Origin of the sequence: Rubellimicrobium roseum, assembly GCF_006152145.1 — a bacterium.
Classification (GTDB): domain Bacteria; phylum Pseudomonadota; class Alphaproteobacteria; order Rhodobacterales; family Rhodobacteraceae; genus Rubellimicrobium; species Rubellimicrobium roseum.
On record NZ_VDFV01000038.1, the window covers coordinates 23,217 to 39,272 of the forward strand.

The following is a 16,056-nucleotide window of genomic DNA, read 5'->3' on the forward strand; positions in this document are numbered from 1 at the left end:
CGGAGCCGCCCGGATTGGGCAGGCCCTGCCCGTCCGTCTCAGCCGCCGAGCGCGATCGTCACGATCACGAGGACGCTGCCGATGAGCGGCGTCGCGATCCGCATCCGCAGGGTGCCGGGCCCGATCTGGCGGTCGAGGCTCCAGCCGATCGCAAACAGCATGGCGAGCGCGATGGCGTTGGACAGCCGCATGGCGCCGTGCAGGTCGTCGATCAGCCGGAAGGGAACGACCGGCGGCATCGTCGCGATCACGACCAGGGCGAAGATCGCCACCGCGGCGCGGAGGTCGTCAGGCGTGATCCGCTCGGGCCCGTCGGGCTCGGGCTCGGCCCGCAGCCAGTCGAGCAGGGTCCGGAGTTGGCCGTCGTCCAGCGCCTGGCCTGACCCCTCGGGCAGCAGCGCCCGCAGCCGCGCCAGCGCCTCCCCGTCCCCTGCCCGCCGGATCGCCAAGCGTCGGGCGCGCGTGCGCGCCCTCTCCGTCACCGAGGTCAAGACGTGGATGGTTCCGTCCACGATCCCCCAGGCGATGTTGCAGCCGAGCGCCGCCCAGAGCACGCTCCGGACGTCCTCGCCGTTGGCCGTGGCGACGCTCATGGTGCCAGTGAAGGTTAGGGCCATGAGCAACCCGAAGGTTACCTCGGACAGCCGGTCGATGGGATCGAGGACGTGTCGGGCTCTCGGACCGGCCCCCGCGTCCAAGGCGGGGCGCCGCCGCCCACCCCGGACGGGATCTGCCGGGGCGGCTGGCCGCGATTCAATAGGTGGTCCAGCCGCCGTCGGTCGCAAGGATGCCCCCGGTGAAGTTCGAGGCCTCGTCCGACAGGAGGAACAGCATCATCGACACCTGCTCGGCCACGGTGGCCGGCCGGCGATGGCTGTCGGCGTAGGCGAGGAGGCTGGCGGTCTTGATGCCGCCCATGGCGGGGCCGGTCTGACCCTGCATGGACGCCGCCACGAGGGCGCCGGCCCGCGCGATCATCGGCGTGTCGGTGGCGGCCATGTTGACCGAGTTCAAGCGGATGCCGTAGGGGGCGTAGTCTACGGCGGCGTTCTTGGTCAGCCCGTTCACGGCGTGCTTCGTCGTCACGTAGGCCGGGTTCCCCGCGAGCCCCGCCATCCCCGCGATCGAGCCCACGTTAACGATCGAGCCGCCGGTCCCCTGCGCCACCATCTGCTTCAGCTCGGCCCGCAGGCAGCGGTAGGTGCCGACGACGTTGGTGCGGATCACGCCTTCCCAATAGGCGTCGGTCGATTCGTGCAGCGGCGCGAAGACTAGGGCTTTCTGCGTCCCGTAGTCCACCGGCTCGCCCGAATGGACGGCGTCCATCACGCCCGCGTTGTTCAGCGCCATGTCGAGCCGGCCGAAGTTGTCCACCGCCGCGGCGACCATCCGCGTGCAGGTGTCCTCTTCGGCGATGTCGCCCTCGACGAAGACGGCCTGACCGCCCTCGCGACGGATCTGCTCGATCACCTGGGCGCCTAGGTCGGGAAGCCAGTCCACGCCCACCACGTTCGCACCCTCGCGCGCGGCGCGGAGGGCGGCGGCGGCGCCCATCCCGCGCGCGCAGCCCGTCACGATCAGCGTCTTCCCGGCGAGCCGTCCGGCGGCGAAGTAGGCCGGATCGACGGGGGCAATGTCGCGGATGCCGACGCCCCTTCGCGCCGGTCCCTCGGCGGCCGTGGCCCCCTCCTGGGCCTGCGCCGGTGTGAGCGTCGCCCCCAGCGCTCCGGCGGCCAAGGCCGCTCCCTTCAACACGTCGCGTCGTTCCATCGACTCCTCCCTCGCGCCTCGCCGCACCAGCGGTCCCCGGAAGCATGGAGCGGGGATGCCAGCGAAGGCAGGCCGGGGGTGCCCATTCCGGGCAGGGCAGCCGCCTTCAGAACGCCTCCCGGTCGCGAAACGCCGCCGCCAGGGCGTCGCGCCTTGCGGGTGTCCAGTCCGGGGGATCGACCAGCGCGGCCCAGGCGTCGATGTAGTCCTCGGCCACGTAGTAGTGGCCGTGGCCCGGCACCTGCAGGGCCACCACCATGTCGAGCGCCATCTGGAACATGGTCACCACGGGGAACCAGCGAAGCTCGGGCGAGACGTCAGGCGCGCGCGGACCCGCGAGGAAGGCGGGCCGCCGCAGGGCCGAGACCGGGGTGAAATGTACGATGGCGTCGCTGGGATAGTTCAGCAGCACGATCCGGAGAGGCCCCCAGGGATCGGCGGGCTCGGGGTCGAAGCCCTCCTGGCTCATGACCCGTATCAGCGAGCCGTTGCCGTAGCGCGGCCGCCAGACGGGGCTCTCCGGGTCGCGGCCGTCGCGCACCCGCTGCCAGAGGGGGCTCAGGAACGGGGAGCCCGCCCAGAGCGCGCCGTCGATGGGATCGGCCAGCATGTCGAGGAGGGGAAACCCCGCCTGGGAGTTCAGCGCCCCCTGGCTCAAGCCGAAGACGTAGAGCCGGGGACGCTCCTCCGGCGGGCGGCTCCGCCATTCCTCATAGACCGCGTCGAAGAGGGCGGCCCCCTGCTCCAGCCCGTATTCAGGCGCGACCCAGAGCGACAGGACACTGGTGAGGTAGGAATACTGGACCCCCAGCGTCGCCACGTCGCCGTCGAGCATGGCCTCGACCGTGTCGTGGGCGCCGGGGTCCATCCAGCCGGTCCCCGGCGGGATCGCGACCACCAGGGTTCCCTTGTCGAACCCGCCCACGCGGACCAGCTCGGCCACGGCGAGGCGGGCGCGTTCTTCGGCAGTTTCGGCGGAGCGGCGGCCCACGTAGACCCGGATCGGCTCGGTCGCGGGGCGCCCGGTGAGGGACGCGAGTTGCGCGGCCGTCGGCGTGCGGTGGACGAAGTCGCGCCCCCAGCGGCCCAGGTCCTCCCACCTCAGTAGCGAGGCCGCACCGCCGGTGCGCTCCGGATCAACCGGGGCTGGCTGCTCGGGGTCAAGGAAGACGTCGGCGGCCGCGAAGGAGGCGTCGGCGGCGCCGAGGGCCGCCCGAAGGAGCACGCCGTTCACCAGGACGCTGACGAGGGCCGCGACGAGCACGATGGCCCCGACGGCCGCGATCCGGGGCGGCAGGTATCGTCGGCCCCAGCGGCTCAGCCGCCGCCCGAGCACCCCGACGATCCGCCCCGCCCCCCAGACCAGCAGGAACAGCGGCAGCGCCACCCCGGCGATCAGCGCCCGATGGAAATCCTCGACCGGCGGCAGGCCGACGACCCGGCGCGTGGCGTCCTGCCAGCCGGGCGCGAGCCAGAGCCCGACGGCGGCGCAGGCCAGCGCCAGCGCCAGCCCGACGCGGAGCGCCGGGCGCGGCCGGGGCCGCAACAGGTCCGGCAGGCCGAGCCAGCGCCAGACCGAACGGACGAGGTTCGCCACCTCGTAGCCGACAGCCGCGACGACCCCGCCCAGGACGCCCTGCACGACCGGATCCCGCGGCATCAGCGACGGCGTGAGCGACAAGGCGAAGAACGTCCCCGCCAGCACGAGGCCAGTCGCGGACACCCGCTCCTGCAGAAACGACCGGACGCCGCGCTCCGGCATGGCCGGCCCCCGCTCACGACCGGTCCGCCGACCGGAAGGCTCCCCTGCGATGGACATGCGTCCCAGCCTCCATCCCTCCGCACCGGGCGCATGGGTCGGTCCCGCCGGCGGTGCCCGTCGCCCCCGCATATCACGGTCCGGCGCGGCGCGGGCCGCCCGATGCGCCGGCGGCTGCCCAGTTTGGGCAGGGAGGCCGTCCAAGCGGGCACTCCCCGGTGATAGGGTGGGTGCGAGGTCGGGCTCGGACCCGACGCAGCACACATCAGACTCTGGAGAGCCGAGATGATCGGATCGACCATGGCGCGCGCTGGCGGCTTGGCGCGCACGGCGGCGCTGTCCGCGCTCCTGGCCGCGGCCGGGGCGGCGCCGACGCTCCTGCACGCCCAGGGCTTCGCCTCCACCGACCCCTACCAGGACCGGGTCATCGAGAGCGTGAGTATCGAGATCGCCAACCCCAGCCGCGACGACGCCGTCAACCGGCGGGTCGAGGACACGGTCCGCCGCGCGCTGGAACTGTTCCCGGGGCAGCGCTACGCGGAGGACCGGATCGGCTTCGCCGAGGGCGTCGCGCGCCGCAACCGCGAGGTGGGCAACATCGAGCACGCCGTGACGCCCGGAGCGGCGGGCGGCGTGGACGTCACCTTCACGGTCGAGATCGCGGACGTGGAGCGCGCCGACGATGGCCGGGGCTACTTCCTGACCTGGGACCGGGCGGACCTGCCCACGCTCTACGACCGGGGCGGCACGGTGCTGCGCTACCGGCTCGACGCGCTGGCCTTGTTCTATTCCAACACCAACGCCTGGTACGGCCGCCCCGACCTCATGCTCGCGGGGAACCCGCTGGTCGAAGGCGAGCCCGCCGGCGAGGGCTTCGACCCCTGGATCGAGGGCTACCTTCATTACGGGCTTTACGGCATCACGCCGGTCACGGACGCGTTCTACGTCTACGGCGGCCTGTCGGCGATCACCTCCGTGTCCAACGGGCAGGAGCTCTTCACTGACCGTGACCGCCGCTACACCGGGGTCGAGGACGCCTACCTGGGCTTCGTGACCGGGCGGACGACGGCCCGGGGCGACCGCCTCGCCTTCAACTTCACCGTGGGCCGGCAGAGGTTCGAGCTCGCCAACGCGTTCCTGATCGCCAACACCGCCGCCAACGGGCAAGAGCGCGCGGCGCTCCAGGCCAACGCGCGCTGGTCGGCGGACCTGCTGGTGCTGGGCCAGGTCGCCTGGAACGACCTGAAGTTCGAGGCCTTCTACGTCGATCCCGACGAGCTGCCGCCGCTCGACACCGACACCCGGATCGTCGGGGTCAACCTGGAGGCCGAGCCGGCCCCCGGCCTGTTCCTGGGCGCGAGCTACCTTACGGTGCCCGAGTCCTCCCAGAACTATTTCGGCCCGACCGGCACGATCATCGGTACCCGCGAAGGGCTGGAGGTGATCGACGCCCGCTTCACCTACCGGCCGCAGCCGCAAGGGCAGCAGGGCTTCTTCTTCGGCGGCGAGGTCGCGCGGCAGACCAATCGCAACTTCGACATGGACGCCCGCGCGGCCTATGCCGAGGTCGGCTACGACTGGCCGCAGGCGCGCTGGTCGCCCTCGGTGAGCTACCGCCTGTCCTACTTCTCGGGCGACGACGCCGACACCGGGACCTACGAGCGCTGGGACCCGCTGCTTTCGGGCGGCAACGGCGAGCAGTGGGTGCAGGGGGCCAACCACTTCAAGGTGGTCCAGGACAGCAACGTCATCGCTCACCGCGTCCAGGCCCGCTTCCGCGTGGCGCCGCGGGTCGAGCTCGTGCCGCAGCTCTGGGCCTTCTACGCCGACAGCGAGACCAACATCGGCGGCAACCCCGCGCTCTCTTTCCTGGGCGACGACGAATACGGCTACGAGGCGAACCTCACCGCGAAATGGTTCGTCAGCCGCAACGTCTACGTCCACGGGCACGTCGCCTACACGGTGCCCGGCAACGCCGTCTCCGAGGCGCTCGACGGCACCGAGAAGGACTGGTGGAGCGCGATGGTTTTCGTCCGCTACGCCTTTTGACCCATCCTGAACAGGGGAACACCACCATGGAACGCAGAGACGTCCTGAAGGGGCTCGGCCTGTCGGCCGCGGCCGTCACCACCGTCGCGGCCACGACCGAAACGGCCGAGGCACAGGCGGCCGAGGCGCCGCAGCTCGGCCCCTACACCGAGCCCTGGAACCCGCCGGACGAGGCCTTCCCCAACCGCCAGAACATCGTGCGCGTGCCCGACGACTACTTCATCCCCGGCCGCTTCGCCGGCAAGACGGCGATCGTCACCGGCTGCGCGCGGGGGATGGGCCGGCTCGCCGCGGTCCGGCTGGCCCGCGAGGGCGCGAACGTCGTCGGCGTCGACTGGCTCGAGGACGAGGGCCGGGCCGTCATCGACGGCATCGCGGCCGAGGGCGGCGCCGCCACCTTCGTCGCCGGCGACATCTCCGAGGACGCCGTCTGCGCCGAGATGGTGCGCGTGGCCGCCGACACCTACGGCGGGCTCGACGTGGCGCTCAACAACGCCGGCGTCATGGACGCGATCTTCCCGGGCGACGAGATCGACTACGCGACGCAGGCGAGCCTTACGCTGAACCCCATCCACGAGGCGTCGGACGACTACTGGCACGTCGTGATGCGGGTCAACGCCACCGGCACCTTCTACTCGATGCGCCACGAGCTCCGGCAGTTCCTGGCGCAGGGCCGGGGCGGCTCGATCGTGAACGTGGCCTCCGTCACCGGCCTGCGCGGCTTCGGCGGCACGCCCTCCTATGTCGCCTCCAAGCACGCGGTGAACGGCCTGACCAAGAACGCGGCCATCGACTACGCGCCCTTCGGCATTCGCGTGAACTCGGTCTGCATGGGCACGACGCTGACACCAATGGTCGAGCGGGCCTTTGCCCTCCTGAGCCAGCGCGCCCAGACGGGATTTCGTGACACCGGCATCGGCATGGCCAAGATCAGAAGCCTCGCGGAACTCAGCGACCAGAAGCAGCGTGGCTCCACGGCGGCCGAGCAGGTGGCCGTGATGCTGTTCCTCCTCTCGCCCGAAAGCTCGAATCTGACGGGCGCGAACTACGCCACGGACGGCGGCTTCACGACCTACTGACCAGACCGACGATCCGCGCTCCGGCCGGCGCCGGGGCGCGACGCAAAGGAGGCTAGCCATGGACGACGCTCTGCCGATCACGCGGCTGGCCTTCCTGCTCTTCATGCTGATGGGGCCGATCGGCCTGATCCCTCGCTTTGCGGGGGCGACGGCGGGCCAAACAGAAGCTGAGCGACGCGCGATCGCGCTCTGGGCGGTCGGCATCGCCGCGGTGGCGATCCTGCTTGCGGTCTTCGTCGGGGCCTCGGCCATGGGACGGGTCGGAACCACGCCTTCGTCGCTCATCATGGCTGCCGGGGGCATCCTGGCGGTGACGGCCCTGCTCAATCTCTTGGGTGCCACACCCGCACCGGCCGCCTCCACCGCCCAACCGGCCTCCCTGCCGATGCGGGCACTGACCCCGATCGCCATCCCTGGGATCGTCACGCCCGTCGGGGTCGCAATCCTCATCATCTTTTCGGTCTTCTTCCGCTCGGCCGACGATCGCCTGACGATCCTGGCGCTCACGGCGGCGATCCTGGCCATGAACCTTCTCGCCATGCTCGGCGCGCAGTGGTTCATGCGGCGCATCGGCATGGGCCCGCTGCTCCTGCTGGGGTCGGTCTTCGGCGTCCTGCAGGTCGCGCTGGGCGTGGAGATTTTCATGTCCGGTCTTCTGAGGTCGCCGATTCATGCGGGATCCTGAACGCCATTCCGGGATGGTCCAGGGGCATGACCCGTCCGGGGGCCGTCCCGCCCCCGACGCCGAAGCCGCGCCGGGGGCGGACCCCGTCGGGATGGCCCTGACCGCCTCCGAGCATGAGATCCCCGCCGTTCAGTACCACCTCGCCCAGTTCCTGGCCGACCACCTGTCCGACTGCTGCCAGGTCTTCGACGGCGACCTGGAGCAGGCCCTGATCCTGGCGCTGCTCTGGCAGCGCTTCGTCGGCGCCCATCACATGGCGCAGATCGACCGGGACAAGGCGTCCGAGATGGTCTGGATGCCGGCGCTCCGGCTCTCCGACGCGGTCGGGCTCCCGCGCGAGACGGTACGGCGCAAGCTGAAGCTGCTGGAGGCCAAGGGTCTCGTCCTGAGCGACGCCAGCAAGGGATGGGCCCTCGCCGGCGACGTCGGGCACAGCCCGGGGAACGACCGCCTCGACGAGCTCGAGCGCCGGATGCGCCGGCGGCTGACGCGGCTGTTCGTCCGGCTCCGCGCGACCCTGGGCGGGGCCTGACGCGGCCCGGCGTCAGCCGCCCGGGCCGTCCTGCACGATGTGGGACAGCCGGACATGGAGCTTCGCCAGGCGCTTGCTGAAGCGCTTTGCGAACTCCCCGAAGGCGTCCCGCGCCGGGACCCGGTCCCCCGAGCTTGCGATGTACCAGCCGCGCTGCGGATCGTTCTCGATCCAGCCCCGGGCCTTGAGCGCCAGGAGCTTGCGCCGGACGGTCTCGCGCGGGAGGCCCGTGACGTCCGCGATCCGCGAGGCCGTCATGCAGACCCGGTCCAGCTCGGGCGGATCGGCCGGCAGGCCGCCGAGCGCCCCTTCCAGGCGGCGCTGCCCCAGCACCGCCATCACAAGCATCTGGTCGAAATCCTGGTCGAAGCTGCGCGCGCAGTCTACAAGGTGCTCGGTGAAGAACTGGACGAACTCGTACTGGGTCCGGTGATAGGCATTCTCGAACCTTTCCTGGACGGCCTCAACCCGAAGCGGCTCGGCGGAGGGACCGGGCCGGCGTCCTGGCGGCAGTACGGCGTGCTGGGTCATCCGGACCTCCGGCGGATCATCGTCGGCACCATATCACGCTTGCTCCCGTTTCGGACGCTGTTTTGCCGGCCGGGTGCCCAAAATGGGCGCTCTGTGCCTGACCGGAACGAGACGGTCCCATTCCTGCGCCCCCGCCACCCATCGCGCGCGGTCCGCCTCCGGACGGCGGCGGCGGCCCATTTTGGGCAGATGAGCCGCAGCGCGGCGCCGTTGGCCCTGCTAACCTGTCGACGCCGCCCGCCCGATCGGGCGCTCCGGCTGGATGGAGTGCGGAGTGGTGCCCGCCGGCGCGCGTCCACCGTCCCCGATCCTGCAACGACTCGAAAGGAGACCGCATGACCATCAGTCTCGACGCGGCGGCGGCGGCCTACAGCGAGGCCGTCCGCGACGACCTCCGCCGGCATTCCGGGCTCTACCTGCTCGGCGCCGCCCTTCTGGTGGCCTCCGGGATCGTGGCGATGCTGATCCCGGTCTTCTCCTCTGCGGCCTTCATCATCGTGACGGGCTGGCTCCTGATCCTCAGCGGCCTCACCCAGGGGCTGGGCCTGATCGGCGGTCGTCGCCTTCCCCATTTCTGGCTCCAGTTCGTCTCGATGGTTCTTGGCCTCCTTCTGGGCGTCCTGCTTCTCAACAACGTGGGCCAAGGCATCGTCCTGTTCGGGACCCTCCTCATCGTCTTCCTGATGATGGAGGGCCTGTCGAAGATCGTGCTGGCCCTGACACTCCGCCCGATGGCCGACTGGGGCTGGGTGCTGGCCAGTGGCGTTCTGGGGGTGACGCTTTCGCTCTGGCTTTGGGCCAGCATGCCCGTGGCCGCGCTGTGGGTGCTGGGGCTGACGCTGGGCCTGCACCTGACGGGCGTGGGCCTTTCGCTCGGCCTCATCGTCCTTCGGCTGCGCCGGGGGCCATGACCGGCATCCGGCGGGGACGGCGGACGCGAACCTTGGCCCTCTGGCGCTCCGTCCTCGATCTCGTCCACGGTCTGGGCTCCGCGGTCCGGGACCCCGCGATCCGGGTGCTGCTCAGCCTGACGATGACGGTCGTGCTGCTGGCCACGGCCTTCTACCATCTGGTCGAGGGCTGGCGCCTGCTCGACGCCGCCTATTTCTCGGTGGTGACGATGGCGACCGTGGGCTTCGGCGACCTGGTCCCGAGGACGGATCTCGGAAAGGTCTTCACGGTCTTCCTGATCCTGTTCGGGATCGGCCTCTTCGTCGCCTCGGCCAGCACCTTCGCCGAGCACGTCGTCCGCCGAGCCACGGGCCCGGGACGGCCGAGGACCCGGAGCCTGCGGCCGCCTGCCCCGACCCCAAGGCACCGTCCCCCGCGACCGGCGAGGAGCCGGGCCGGTGACCGCCCGGGGCCGGCTCGCCCTGATATGGGCGTGGCGGGGGCGAGCACGCTGGCGGCCTAATTGGGCGTCTCCAGGAGGGAGCGCACCCGCAGGAGTTGTCGGACCTGCTGCGCCCCGGCTACCGGGTGTGCCGCCCGGACGGCGACGGCCCCAAAGACAACCTCGTTGCGCCGGCCGACCTGCTCAACGGGGCCGGCTGGGCGGTGGTGATGGTGGACAGCCACGGGCCGCGCGGCCTGCTTCGGGCGGAGCTGTGGCGCCTCGTCTGCGCGGGTGTAACCTGAACGATCCCGCGAGACGGGCCGAGACGCGGGCCGGACAGGGCCGCCTCGAACGCCGTGCCGCCGCGGTCGTGTTAGATGCAAAGGCGCTGCCAGCCGCTCGAACGTAGATGCTGTCGGCGATGTCGTAGTTGAGCGAGGTGGCCGCACATCTGAGGCACTCAACGACAGGAGTGGGTCTCACCGCCGTACCATGGTCGGTTTCGCCAACCCCTGCCACGCTGATGTCAGGCGGGCCGAGCCGAGCTTCGCTGCACAGCCTACGTCAGCAACTCTCGGACGCACCGGCGCACGTCCAGCGGCTTTTCGCAGTAGGGCACGTCCGCGTAGCTGTCCGGCACCTCCTCGTGGTCGTAGCCGCTGACGAACACGAAAGGGATTCCATGCTGACGCAAGACGTCGGCCACCGGATAGACCATCAGGCCGCCCAGGTTGATGTCGAGGATGGCCGCATCGAGAGGTGGAGCTCCGGGCAGGAGGGCCAAGGCCTGAGCGACGTTCGATACAGGTCCCACCACCTCGGCCCCGTCCTGCTCGAGGGCGCAGCGGAAGTCGTCGGCCACCACGAAGTCATCCTCGACCACCAGGATCCTACGGCCGCGGAGCGACGACGGCGTCGAGTGAAGCATCGCTTTCCCCCCCTGTCGACGAGACAGGCACCGTGATGGTGCAACGGACCCCCTCGGGTCGCAACTCGTATGTGGTTTCGGCCCCGAGCTGGTGAGGGAGAGCGCGTTCGATCAGCCGGCGGCCGTAGCCGCCGGGCGGCGGGCCGCCGGCAGGGCTGAGGTCAAGTGGCACACCGTCCTCTCGCCAGTCCACGCGAAGGCGGTGCTCCCCGGTTGGAGACGTCAGGTCCCAGGTCACGTCGAGATGTCCATCGGGTCGCGAGAGCGCTCCATACTTGAGCGCGTTGGTCGCCAGCTCGTGCAGGGCGAGCGCGAAGGTCTGCACCGTGCTCGAGCGCAGGCGCACGCCCTTGGGCCCGCGCAGCTGGACCTGCTCGCCCTTTCCCTCGCTATCGACCACGCCATGGGCCTGAAGCTCGGCCAGGATCAATTGGTCGAAGGTGATCCGGTCCCGAGCCTCGAGGCGCGAGAGCAGGGCATTGACCCGACCCAGCGCGTTCAGGCGGGCTCGGAAGCGCGCAAGGTAGTCATCGAGCGAGTCGGCACCGGCCGCGGTTCGCTCGGAGATGGCGGAGACGACGGCCAGCAGGTTGCGGGTGCGGTGCTGGAGTTCCTGCACAAGGATCTGGAGCCGGTCCGCCGTGGCGCGTCGTTCGGTGACGTCCTGACCCACCTTGAGGAAGCCTCGGATCTGCCCATCAGGCCCTGGAAGCGGACGCGTCACGCCGTCGATGAAGATGCGGGCGCCATCCTTGCGCTTGTGCCAGCGGACGTCGGGCGCATGGCCGTTCTCCCGGGCCTCCCGACGCTCCTTCTCGGGCTCGCCCTTCTCCTGATCCTCGGCGGTGAAGGTGATGTCGACCAGTTCGCCCATCGCCTCCTCGGCCGACCAGCCGAAGAGCTCCTGGGCGCCTGCCGGCCAGGTCTCGATCCGGCCCTGCGGGTCCAAGGTGAAGATGGCATGGTCCTGCGCCGTCTCCACGATGGCTCGGAAGCGCTCCTCGCTCTCGCGCAGGGCCGCTTCGGTGCGGGAGCGCTCGATGGCCGCCCAGGTCCGTTCCACGACCTCCTCGATCAGCGCGGTCTCGCCCTGCGTCCAGCGCCGGGGGTCCGCCGAGACCGCGACGATGGACCAGAGCGGGGTCTTCTCGCCCCGGCGCAGGCTTGCGGCCACGATCGCCCGCAGGCCAAGGCCCGAGAGGTTCCGCCTGTCCGTATCGGTCAGGCCCTCGGCCTTCGCAACGTCGTCGATCACCAGGGTCCGGTGGAATGCAACCCGAAGCGCATCGGGGAAGTCGGACAGGCGGACCTTGTCGGGCAGCGGCGGGACGCGGTCGTTGCCGACCTGATAGGGAAACTCGCCGCGGTCCTCATTGAGCCGATAGACCCCGACGTAGCACCGGTCGAGCCGCAACTCGTCCGAGAGCATCCGGAGGGCGCGGTTCGCCAGGGCATCCGCGTCCGACTCCGCCCGCAAGGCATCGCTGAGCCTGAGCAGGAACGCCTGCCGTTCCTTGCTCGCGCGCAGGAGTTCTTCCGCCTGCCGGCTCGCGGTGACGTCCACGAAGGTGACCACCACTCCAGCGATGACGTTATCGGTCGAGCGATAGGGCAGCACGCGGACGGCGTAGCGGAAAGCCGTTGCGGGGTCGCCGACCTCGCGCTCGACCGGCGCTAGGGTGCGCAGCACACGTCGGGCGTCGCTCTCGATCTCCTCGTACCGGATGCGCGCCTTGATGTGCGTGATGGGCCGGCCCTCGTCGGAGCCGATGAGGTGAAACAGGTCGGTGCTGGCCGGGGTGAAGTTCGTCACCCGCAGATCGTTGTCGAGGAACAGGGTCGCGATCTGGGTGGATTCGAGAAAGTTCTTGAGGTCGCTGTTGGCGTGACCCAGCTCCTGTACGCGGTGGCCAAGCTCGCCGTTGACGGTGGTCAGCTCCTCGTTCATCGACTGGAGCTCCTCCTTCGAGGTCTCGAGCTCCTCGTTGGCGCTTTGCAGCTCTTCGTTGAGCGACTGGTATTCCTCGTTGGAGGACTTTAGCTCCTCGTTCGTGGTCTCCAGTTCCTCGATGGTGCTCTGGAGCCGGTCGCGGGTCAGGCGCAGCTCGTCCTCGAGCCGCTGGACGTGCTCGCCCTGGTCCGCGCTCGGCTCGACGGAGCCGGACCTCACGTTCTCAGGACGCAGAACCGCTTCCTTGAAGAGCACGAGGAAGCCAGCCGGATCATTCGCCGCCGTCTGGCGCGGCTTGACGACCAGAACGACGGCGAGGCGGTGTCCGTCGGCGCCGAACTCCAGTCCACCCAGCGTCGCGGTCTGGCCCTCCTCCGCAGCGCGGCCGAGCGCCGTGCGGAGGTCGAGCCGCAGGCCCGGGTGGATGAGCTGGTGAAGGTTGAGCGAAGCCGCACCACGGGAGGGCGCGAGGTAGCGGCCCATGTTGCCCGAGAAGTGCAGCACGTTGTGGGCCGCGTCCACGATCACGTAAGCCGGGGCGTAGTGCTCGGCCTCGCGCTCGGCCCAGCGGGTGAGATCGGTGGTCTCCAACCGATCAGGCTCGGCAGGAGGAGGCGAACCTGGGTGCTGCACCTGCGTCGGGAGGCGACGGTCCGTTGGCGTGAACGGAAAGTTGACGAGCGGTCGGCTGTCACCGTTGAGACTGTGGAAAATGCGCGAGCGCGACTCGACAGGGGCGAAGAGGCTCTGATGGCGCGACACGTTCTCCGAGTTGCCCAGGAACAGGAACCCGCCGGGCCTCAGCGCGAAGTGGAAGAGCGGGATCACCTGCTCCTGAAGCTCGGCGTCGAGGTAGATGAGGAGGTTGCGGCAGGAGACGAGGTCGAGGCGCGAGAAGGGCGCGTCCTTGATGAGGCTGTGCTGGGAGAAGACGCACATCTCCCGCAGCTCCTTGGTGACGCAGTAGGTGTCGCCCTCCTTCAGGAACCAGCGGCCCAGGCGCTCGGGCGTCATCTGGTCCGCGATGCGGTCGGTGTAGCGCCCGGCGCGCGCCGCCGCGAGCGCGCGTCCGTCGAGGTCGGAGGCGAAGATCTGGATCGTTGGCGGATCGTCGAGCCGCGTCCGGGCCTCGGCCAGAAGGATTGCGAGACTGTAGGCCTCCTCGCCCGTCGAGCAGCCCACCACCCAGACCCGCAGGGCGTCGTGGGACCCCTTGCCCTCGAAGAGCCTGGGGACGACCTGCCGCTCCAGCAGCTCCCATTCCCGCGTGTCGCGGAAGAACTCGGTCACGCCGATCAGGAGGTCGTTGAAGAGGTCCTGCGCTTCCGTGGAACTTGTCCGCAGGGTCTCGACGTAGGCGGGCAGGCTTTCCAGCGTCAGCGCCTGCATCCGCTGCTGCACCCGGCGCAGGAACGTGCCCCGCTTGTAGCCGTGGAAGTCGTGGCCGGTCTTCTGGCGCAGGAGGCCGGCGATGGCGGTCAGCGCCTCCCGGGCCTCGGGGGCGTCGGGGGACAAGGGGGCGGCGCCCGCCCGGGGGGCCTCGAACAGCTCCTCCAGCAGGGCCTGCAGCCGGGGGGTGATCTCGTCAATGGGCAGCACAGCGTCGGCGAGCGCGGCGGGCTCGTTGCTCTGTGCCAGCGCGCCCTCCTCGGACTCGGCCGTCGCCTCGGCCAGAACCAGGCCGCCCGCCGCCTTGACCTCCTGCACGCCCAGCGTGCCGTCGCCATTAGTGCCGTCGAGCGCGACGGCGATGGCCCGTCGACCCCACTCGCGAGCGAGCGAGACGAGGAAGCTGTCGATCAGGCCCTGCTGGGTGGGAACCTGATTGGTCGACTGGGTCCGGAAACGGCCCCCCTCCACCGTCGCGAGAACGCCCGATGGCGGCAGGTAGGTCCGACCGGGCTCGACCCGGGCGCCGTCCGAGATCTCGGTCAGCTCGTGACCGCCTGCTTCGGCTGCCTTGCGGAGCGCGGACTCGTCCGAAGCCTCGCGCTGCTGGAGCACCATGACCAGCGCGGCGTCCTCGCGTAGGGCAAGGCGGGTCAGCAGCACCTCCAGGGAATGAGTCTTCGCCCCCGATGCGGTCAGGGCCACGAGGACGGGCTCAGGAACCTTGGGTTCGTCATCCCCATTCTGGGACATGTTCATCTGCCCTTCGCACCATGCCCAGAGATGGCCTCAGCAGGCTGACCGTAGATGCCTCTCGCCCCAAGTTCCACCAAGGCGGGAGCCCTTTGGCCAAGCCGCCAGACGCCGAAGCTAGTCAACCTGGTCCTGCCCGCCCTCGTTCTCCCGGGGCTCCGCGCGACCCATGGACATCAGCACCGCGCGACGGATGGTGTCCGCGTAGCGGCGATACTCCTCGGCGCGCTCCTCATACATCTCGGCCACGGCGCGGCGGCCGGTGGAGCGCCCGTCCTCGGCCATGCGGGAGACCAGCTCGGCCCGCTCCTCGATGACCCGCAGCGCCACCCGGAGCGCCTCGTCCACGGCGTTCTCCTGCTCGGAGGCCAGGACCTCGGCGGTCTTGGCGTGGCCGACCTGGCAACGAAAGCGCAAGGGCCCGGGCTCGCGCACCTGGGACATGACGCCCCCGCAATCCGGGCAGATGAGCGGCGCAGGATCGGCGATGCGGCGCAGGACGCCGCTGTCGATCCGCTCGCCGGCGGCGATGTCCACCTCGAGCTGGATCTCGGGCGGAATGATTACGTAGGGCCCGGCAGGCTCGCGCGTGAGGTCCGACAGAACGTCACCGATCCGATCCGAAGGACTGATCAGGTCGGCCGTGACCGCCTGAAGCCCGGCCAGGGGCATCTCGGCGGCGATGGCGTCCCGCGGGTCCTGCACGAGCGCGAGCCCGCCGCAGCGCTTGATGGCCGACAGCCCCGCCGCTCCGTCGTTCAGAAGCCCGCTCAGGAGCACGCCAACCACGCGAGGCCCGTAGGACACGGCGGCCGAGCGGAACAGGGGGTCGATCGCGGGCCTGGCCATGTTCTCGCGGGGGCCGCGTCCCAGGCGGATGTGCCCGTCCGCGAGCAGCAGGTGCCGGTCGGGCACGCCCAGGTAGATATGCCCGGGTTCGATTCTCATGCCGTCCTCGGCGGGCCGTACCGGGAGGTGACTCGCGGCCTGGGTGACCGTGGTCAGGATCCCGAGGCTGCGCGCCGGGATGTGGAGCACCACGAACACGGCCGCCGGCAGGTCGGATGGCAGCGTTCCCAGGATGGATTTGAGCGGAGCGGTCGCGCCCGAGGACCCGCCGATCACGATGATGTCGCGCATGTCCACAGCAAGCCCTCCACACCGGGAGCCGGCGCTCTGAGGCAACAACAGGCCGATGCGAATGTTCCGAAGGACGTCTGGACCTACGGTCAGGACCTATAAACCTTTTCGGATCAACAACGCTCCTAGAGACCACGGCTGAGCGTCAGGCGTA

The 16,056-nt window shown here is 70.3% G+C and carries 14 protein-coding genes; 7 read left to right on the forward strand and 7 right to left on the reverse strand.

All coding sequences use genetic code 11. From position 1 onward, the window contains the following. Positions 1-38: 38 nt before the first annotated feature. The 3 genes from FHG71_RS17660 to FHG71_RS17670 all read right to left on the reverse strand — a co-directional run bounded on the left by FHG71_RS17660 (position 39) and on the right by FHG71_RS17670 (position 3,532). The gene (locus tag FHG71_RS17660; RefSeq protein WP_139083021.1) at positions 39-617 is read right to left on the reverse strand and encodes a VIT1/CCC1 transporter family protein; all 579 of its coding nucleotides are present in this window, start codon (positions 615-617) and stop codon (positions 39-41) included. A gap of 136 nt (positions 618-753) precedes the next feature. Continuing rightward, complete coding sequence (locus FHG71_RS17665) at positions 754-1,770, reverse strand: SDR family NAD(P)-dependent oxidoreductase (RefSeq protein ID WP_139083022.1); 1,017 nt, start codon at positions 1,768-1,770, stop codon at positions 754-756. Between the two features lie 106 nt (positions 1,771-1,876). After that, a complete protein-coding gene (locus tag FHG71_RS17670) occupies positions 1,877-3,532 on the reverse strand; it encodes an alpha/beta hydrolase (RefSeq protein ID WP_139083023.1) in 1,656 nt (551 codons plus the stop codon). 282 nt (positions 3,533-3,814) lie between these two features. Between FHG71_RS17670 and FHG71_RS17675 the strand changes: the two genes are divergently transcribed. Genes FHG71_RS17675 through FHG71_RS17690 form a run of 4 tightly spaced genes read left to right on the forward strand, consistent with a single transcriptional unit; the run spans position 3,815 to position 7,874 of the window. Then, complete coding sequence (locus FHG71_RS17675) at positions 3,815-5,578, forward strand: alginate export family protein (protein ID WP_139083024.1); 1,764 nt, start codon at positions 3,815-3,817, stop codon at positions 5,576-5,578. Positions 5,579-5,604: 26 nt separating this feature from the next. Then, on the forward strand, positions 5,605-6,657 hold the full coding sequence (locus FHG71_RS17680; RefSeq protein ID WP_139083025.1) for an SDR family NAD(P)-dependent oxidoreductase: 1,053 nt from the start codon (positions 5,605-5,607) through the stop codon (positions 6,655-6,657). Between the two features lie 58 nt (positions 6,658-6,715). Continuing rightward, the gene (locus FHG71_RS17685; RefSeq protein WP_139083026.1) at positions 6,716-7,342 is read left to right on the forward strand and encodes a MarC family protein; all 627 of its coding nucleotides are present in this window, start codon (positions 6,716-6,718) and stop codon (positions 7,340-7,342) included. Next, the gene (locus FHG71_RS17690; RefSeq protein ID WP_139083027.1) at positions 7,329-7,874 is read left to right on the forward strand and encodes a hypothetical protein; all 546 of its coding nucleotides are present in this window, start codon (positions 7,329-7,331) and stop codon (positions 7,872-7,874) included. Before FHG71_RS17685 ends, FHG71_RS17690 begins: the two co-directional genes overlap by 14 nt. Before the next feature lie 12 nt (positions 7,875-7,886). Here FHG71_RS17690 and FHG71_RS17695 read toward each other — a convergent pair whose 3' ends face one another. After that, the gene (locus FHG71_RS17695; protein WP_139083028.1) at positions 7,887-8,405 is read right to left on the reverse strand and encodes a helix-turn-helix domain-containing protein; all 519 of its coding nucleotides are present in this window, start codon (positions 8,403-8,405) and stop codon (positions 7,887-7,889) included. A 335-nt stretch (positions 8,406-8,740) separates the two neighbouring features. Between FHG71_RS17695 and FHG71_RS17700 the strand changes: the two genes are divergently transcribed. Genes FHG71_RS17700 through FHG71_RS17710 form a run of 3 tightly spaced genes read left to right on the forward strand, consistent with a single transcriptional unit; the run spans position 8,741 to position 10,043 of the window. Further along, complete coding sequence (locus tag FHG71_RS17700; RefSeq protein ID WP_139083029.1) at positions 8,741-9,316, forward strand: HdeD family acid-resistance protein; 576 nt, start codon at positions 8,741-8,743, stop codon at positions 9,314-9,316. A 32-nt stretch (positions 9,317-9,348) separates the two neighbouring features. Continuing rightward, entirely contained in the window at positions 9,349-9,819 is a 471-nt protein-coding gene (locus FHG71_RS17705) for a potassium channel family protein (protein ID WP_218014141.1), read from the forward strand. 35 nt (positions 9,820-9,854) lie between these two features. Further along, positions 9,855-10,043, forward strand: coding sequence for a hypothetical protein (locus FHG71_RS17710; RefSeq protein ID WP_139083031.1), 189 nt, complete (start codon positions 9,855-9,857; stop codon positions 10,041-10,043). Between the two features lie 257 nt (positions 10,044-10,300). On the opposite strand, the gene FHG71_RS17715 is transcribed toward FHG71_RS17710, so the two are convergent. The 3 genes from FHG71_RS17715 to FHG71_RS17725 all read right to left on the reverse strand — a co-directional run bounded on the left by FHG71_RS17715 (position 10,301) and on the right by FHG71_RS17725 (position 15,902). Further along, positions 10,301-10,669, reverse strand: coding sequence for a response regulator (locus tag FHG71_RS17715; protein WP_139083032.1), 369 nt, complete (start codon positions 10,667-10,669; stop codon positions 10,301-10,303). Then, entirely contained in the window at positions 10,632-14,768 is a 4,137-nt protein-coding gene (locus FHG71_RS17720; RefSeq protein WP_139083033.1) for a CheR family methyltransferase, read from the reverse strand. Before FHG71_RS17720 ends, FHG71_RS17715 begins: the two co-directional genes overlap by 38 nt. Before the next feature lie 111 nt (positions 14,769-14,879). Then, a complete protein-coding gene (locus FHG71_RS17725; RefSeq protein WP_218014142.1) occupies positions 14,880-15,902 on the reverse strand; it encodes a chemotaxis protein CheB in 1,023 nt (340 codons plus the stop codon). Between the last annotated feature and the right edge of the window lie 154 nt (positions 15,903-16,056).

Bases quoted from the DNA above. Each gene is read 5' to 3' on its own strand.
- FHG71_RS17665 (WP_139083022.1), bottom strand. From the start codon at position 1,770: ATGGAACGACGCGACGTGTTGAAGGGAGCGGCCTTGGCCGCCGGAGCG.
- FHG71_RS17680 (WP_139083025.1), top strand. From the start codon at position 5,605: ATGGAACGCAGAGACGTCCTGAAGGGGCTCGGCCTGTCGGCCGCGGCC.
- FHG71_RS17720 (WP_139083033.1), bottom strand. From the start codon at position 14,768: ATGAACATGTCCCAGAATGGGGATGACGAACCCAAGGTTCCTGAGCCC.
- FHG71_RS17675 (WP_139083024.1), top strand. From the start codon at position 3,815: ATGATCGGATCGACCATGGCGCGCGCTGGCGGCTTGGCGCGCACGGCG.
- FHG71_RS17660 (WP_139083021.1), bottom strand. From the start codon at position 617: ATGGCCCTAACCTTCACTGGCACCATGAGCGTCGCCACGGCCAACGGC.
- FHG71_RS17670 (WP_139083023.1), bottom strand. From the start codon at position 3,532: ATGCCGGAGCGCGGCGTCCGGTCGTTTCTGCAGGAGCGGGTGTCCGCG.
- FHG71_RS17695 (WP_139083028.1), bottom strand. From the start codon at position 8,405: ATGACCCAGCACGCCGTACTGCCGCCAGGACGCCGGCCCGGTCCCTCC.
- FHG71_RS17725 (WP_218014142.1), bottom strand. From the start codon at position 15,902: ATGCGCGACATCATCGTGATCGGCGGGTCCTCGGGCGCGACCGCTCCG.
- FHG71_RS17715 (WP_139083032.1), bottom strand. From the start codon at position 10,669: ATGCTTCACTCGACGCCGTCGTCGCTCCGCGGCCGTAGGATCCTGGTG.
- FHG71_RS17690 (WP_139083027.1), top strand. From the start codon at position 7,329: ATGCGGGATCCTGAACGCCATTCCGGGATGGTCCAGGGGCATGACCCG.
- FHG71_RS17685 (WP_139083026.1), top strand. From the start codon at position 6,716: ATGGACGACGCTCTGCCGATCACGCGGCTGGCCTTCCTGCTCTTCATG.
- FHG71_RS17700 (WP_139083029.1), top strand. From the start codon at position 8,741: ATGACCATCAGTCTCGACGCGGCGGCGGCGGCCTACAGCGAGGCCGTC.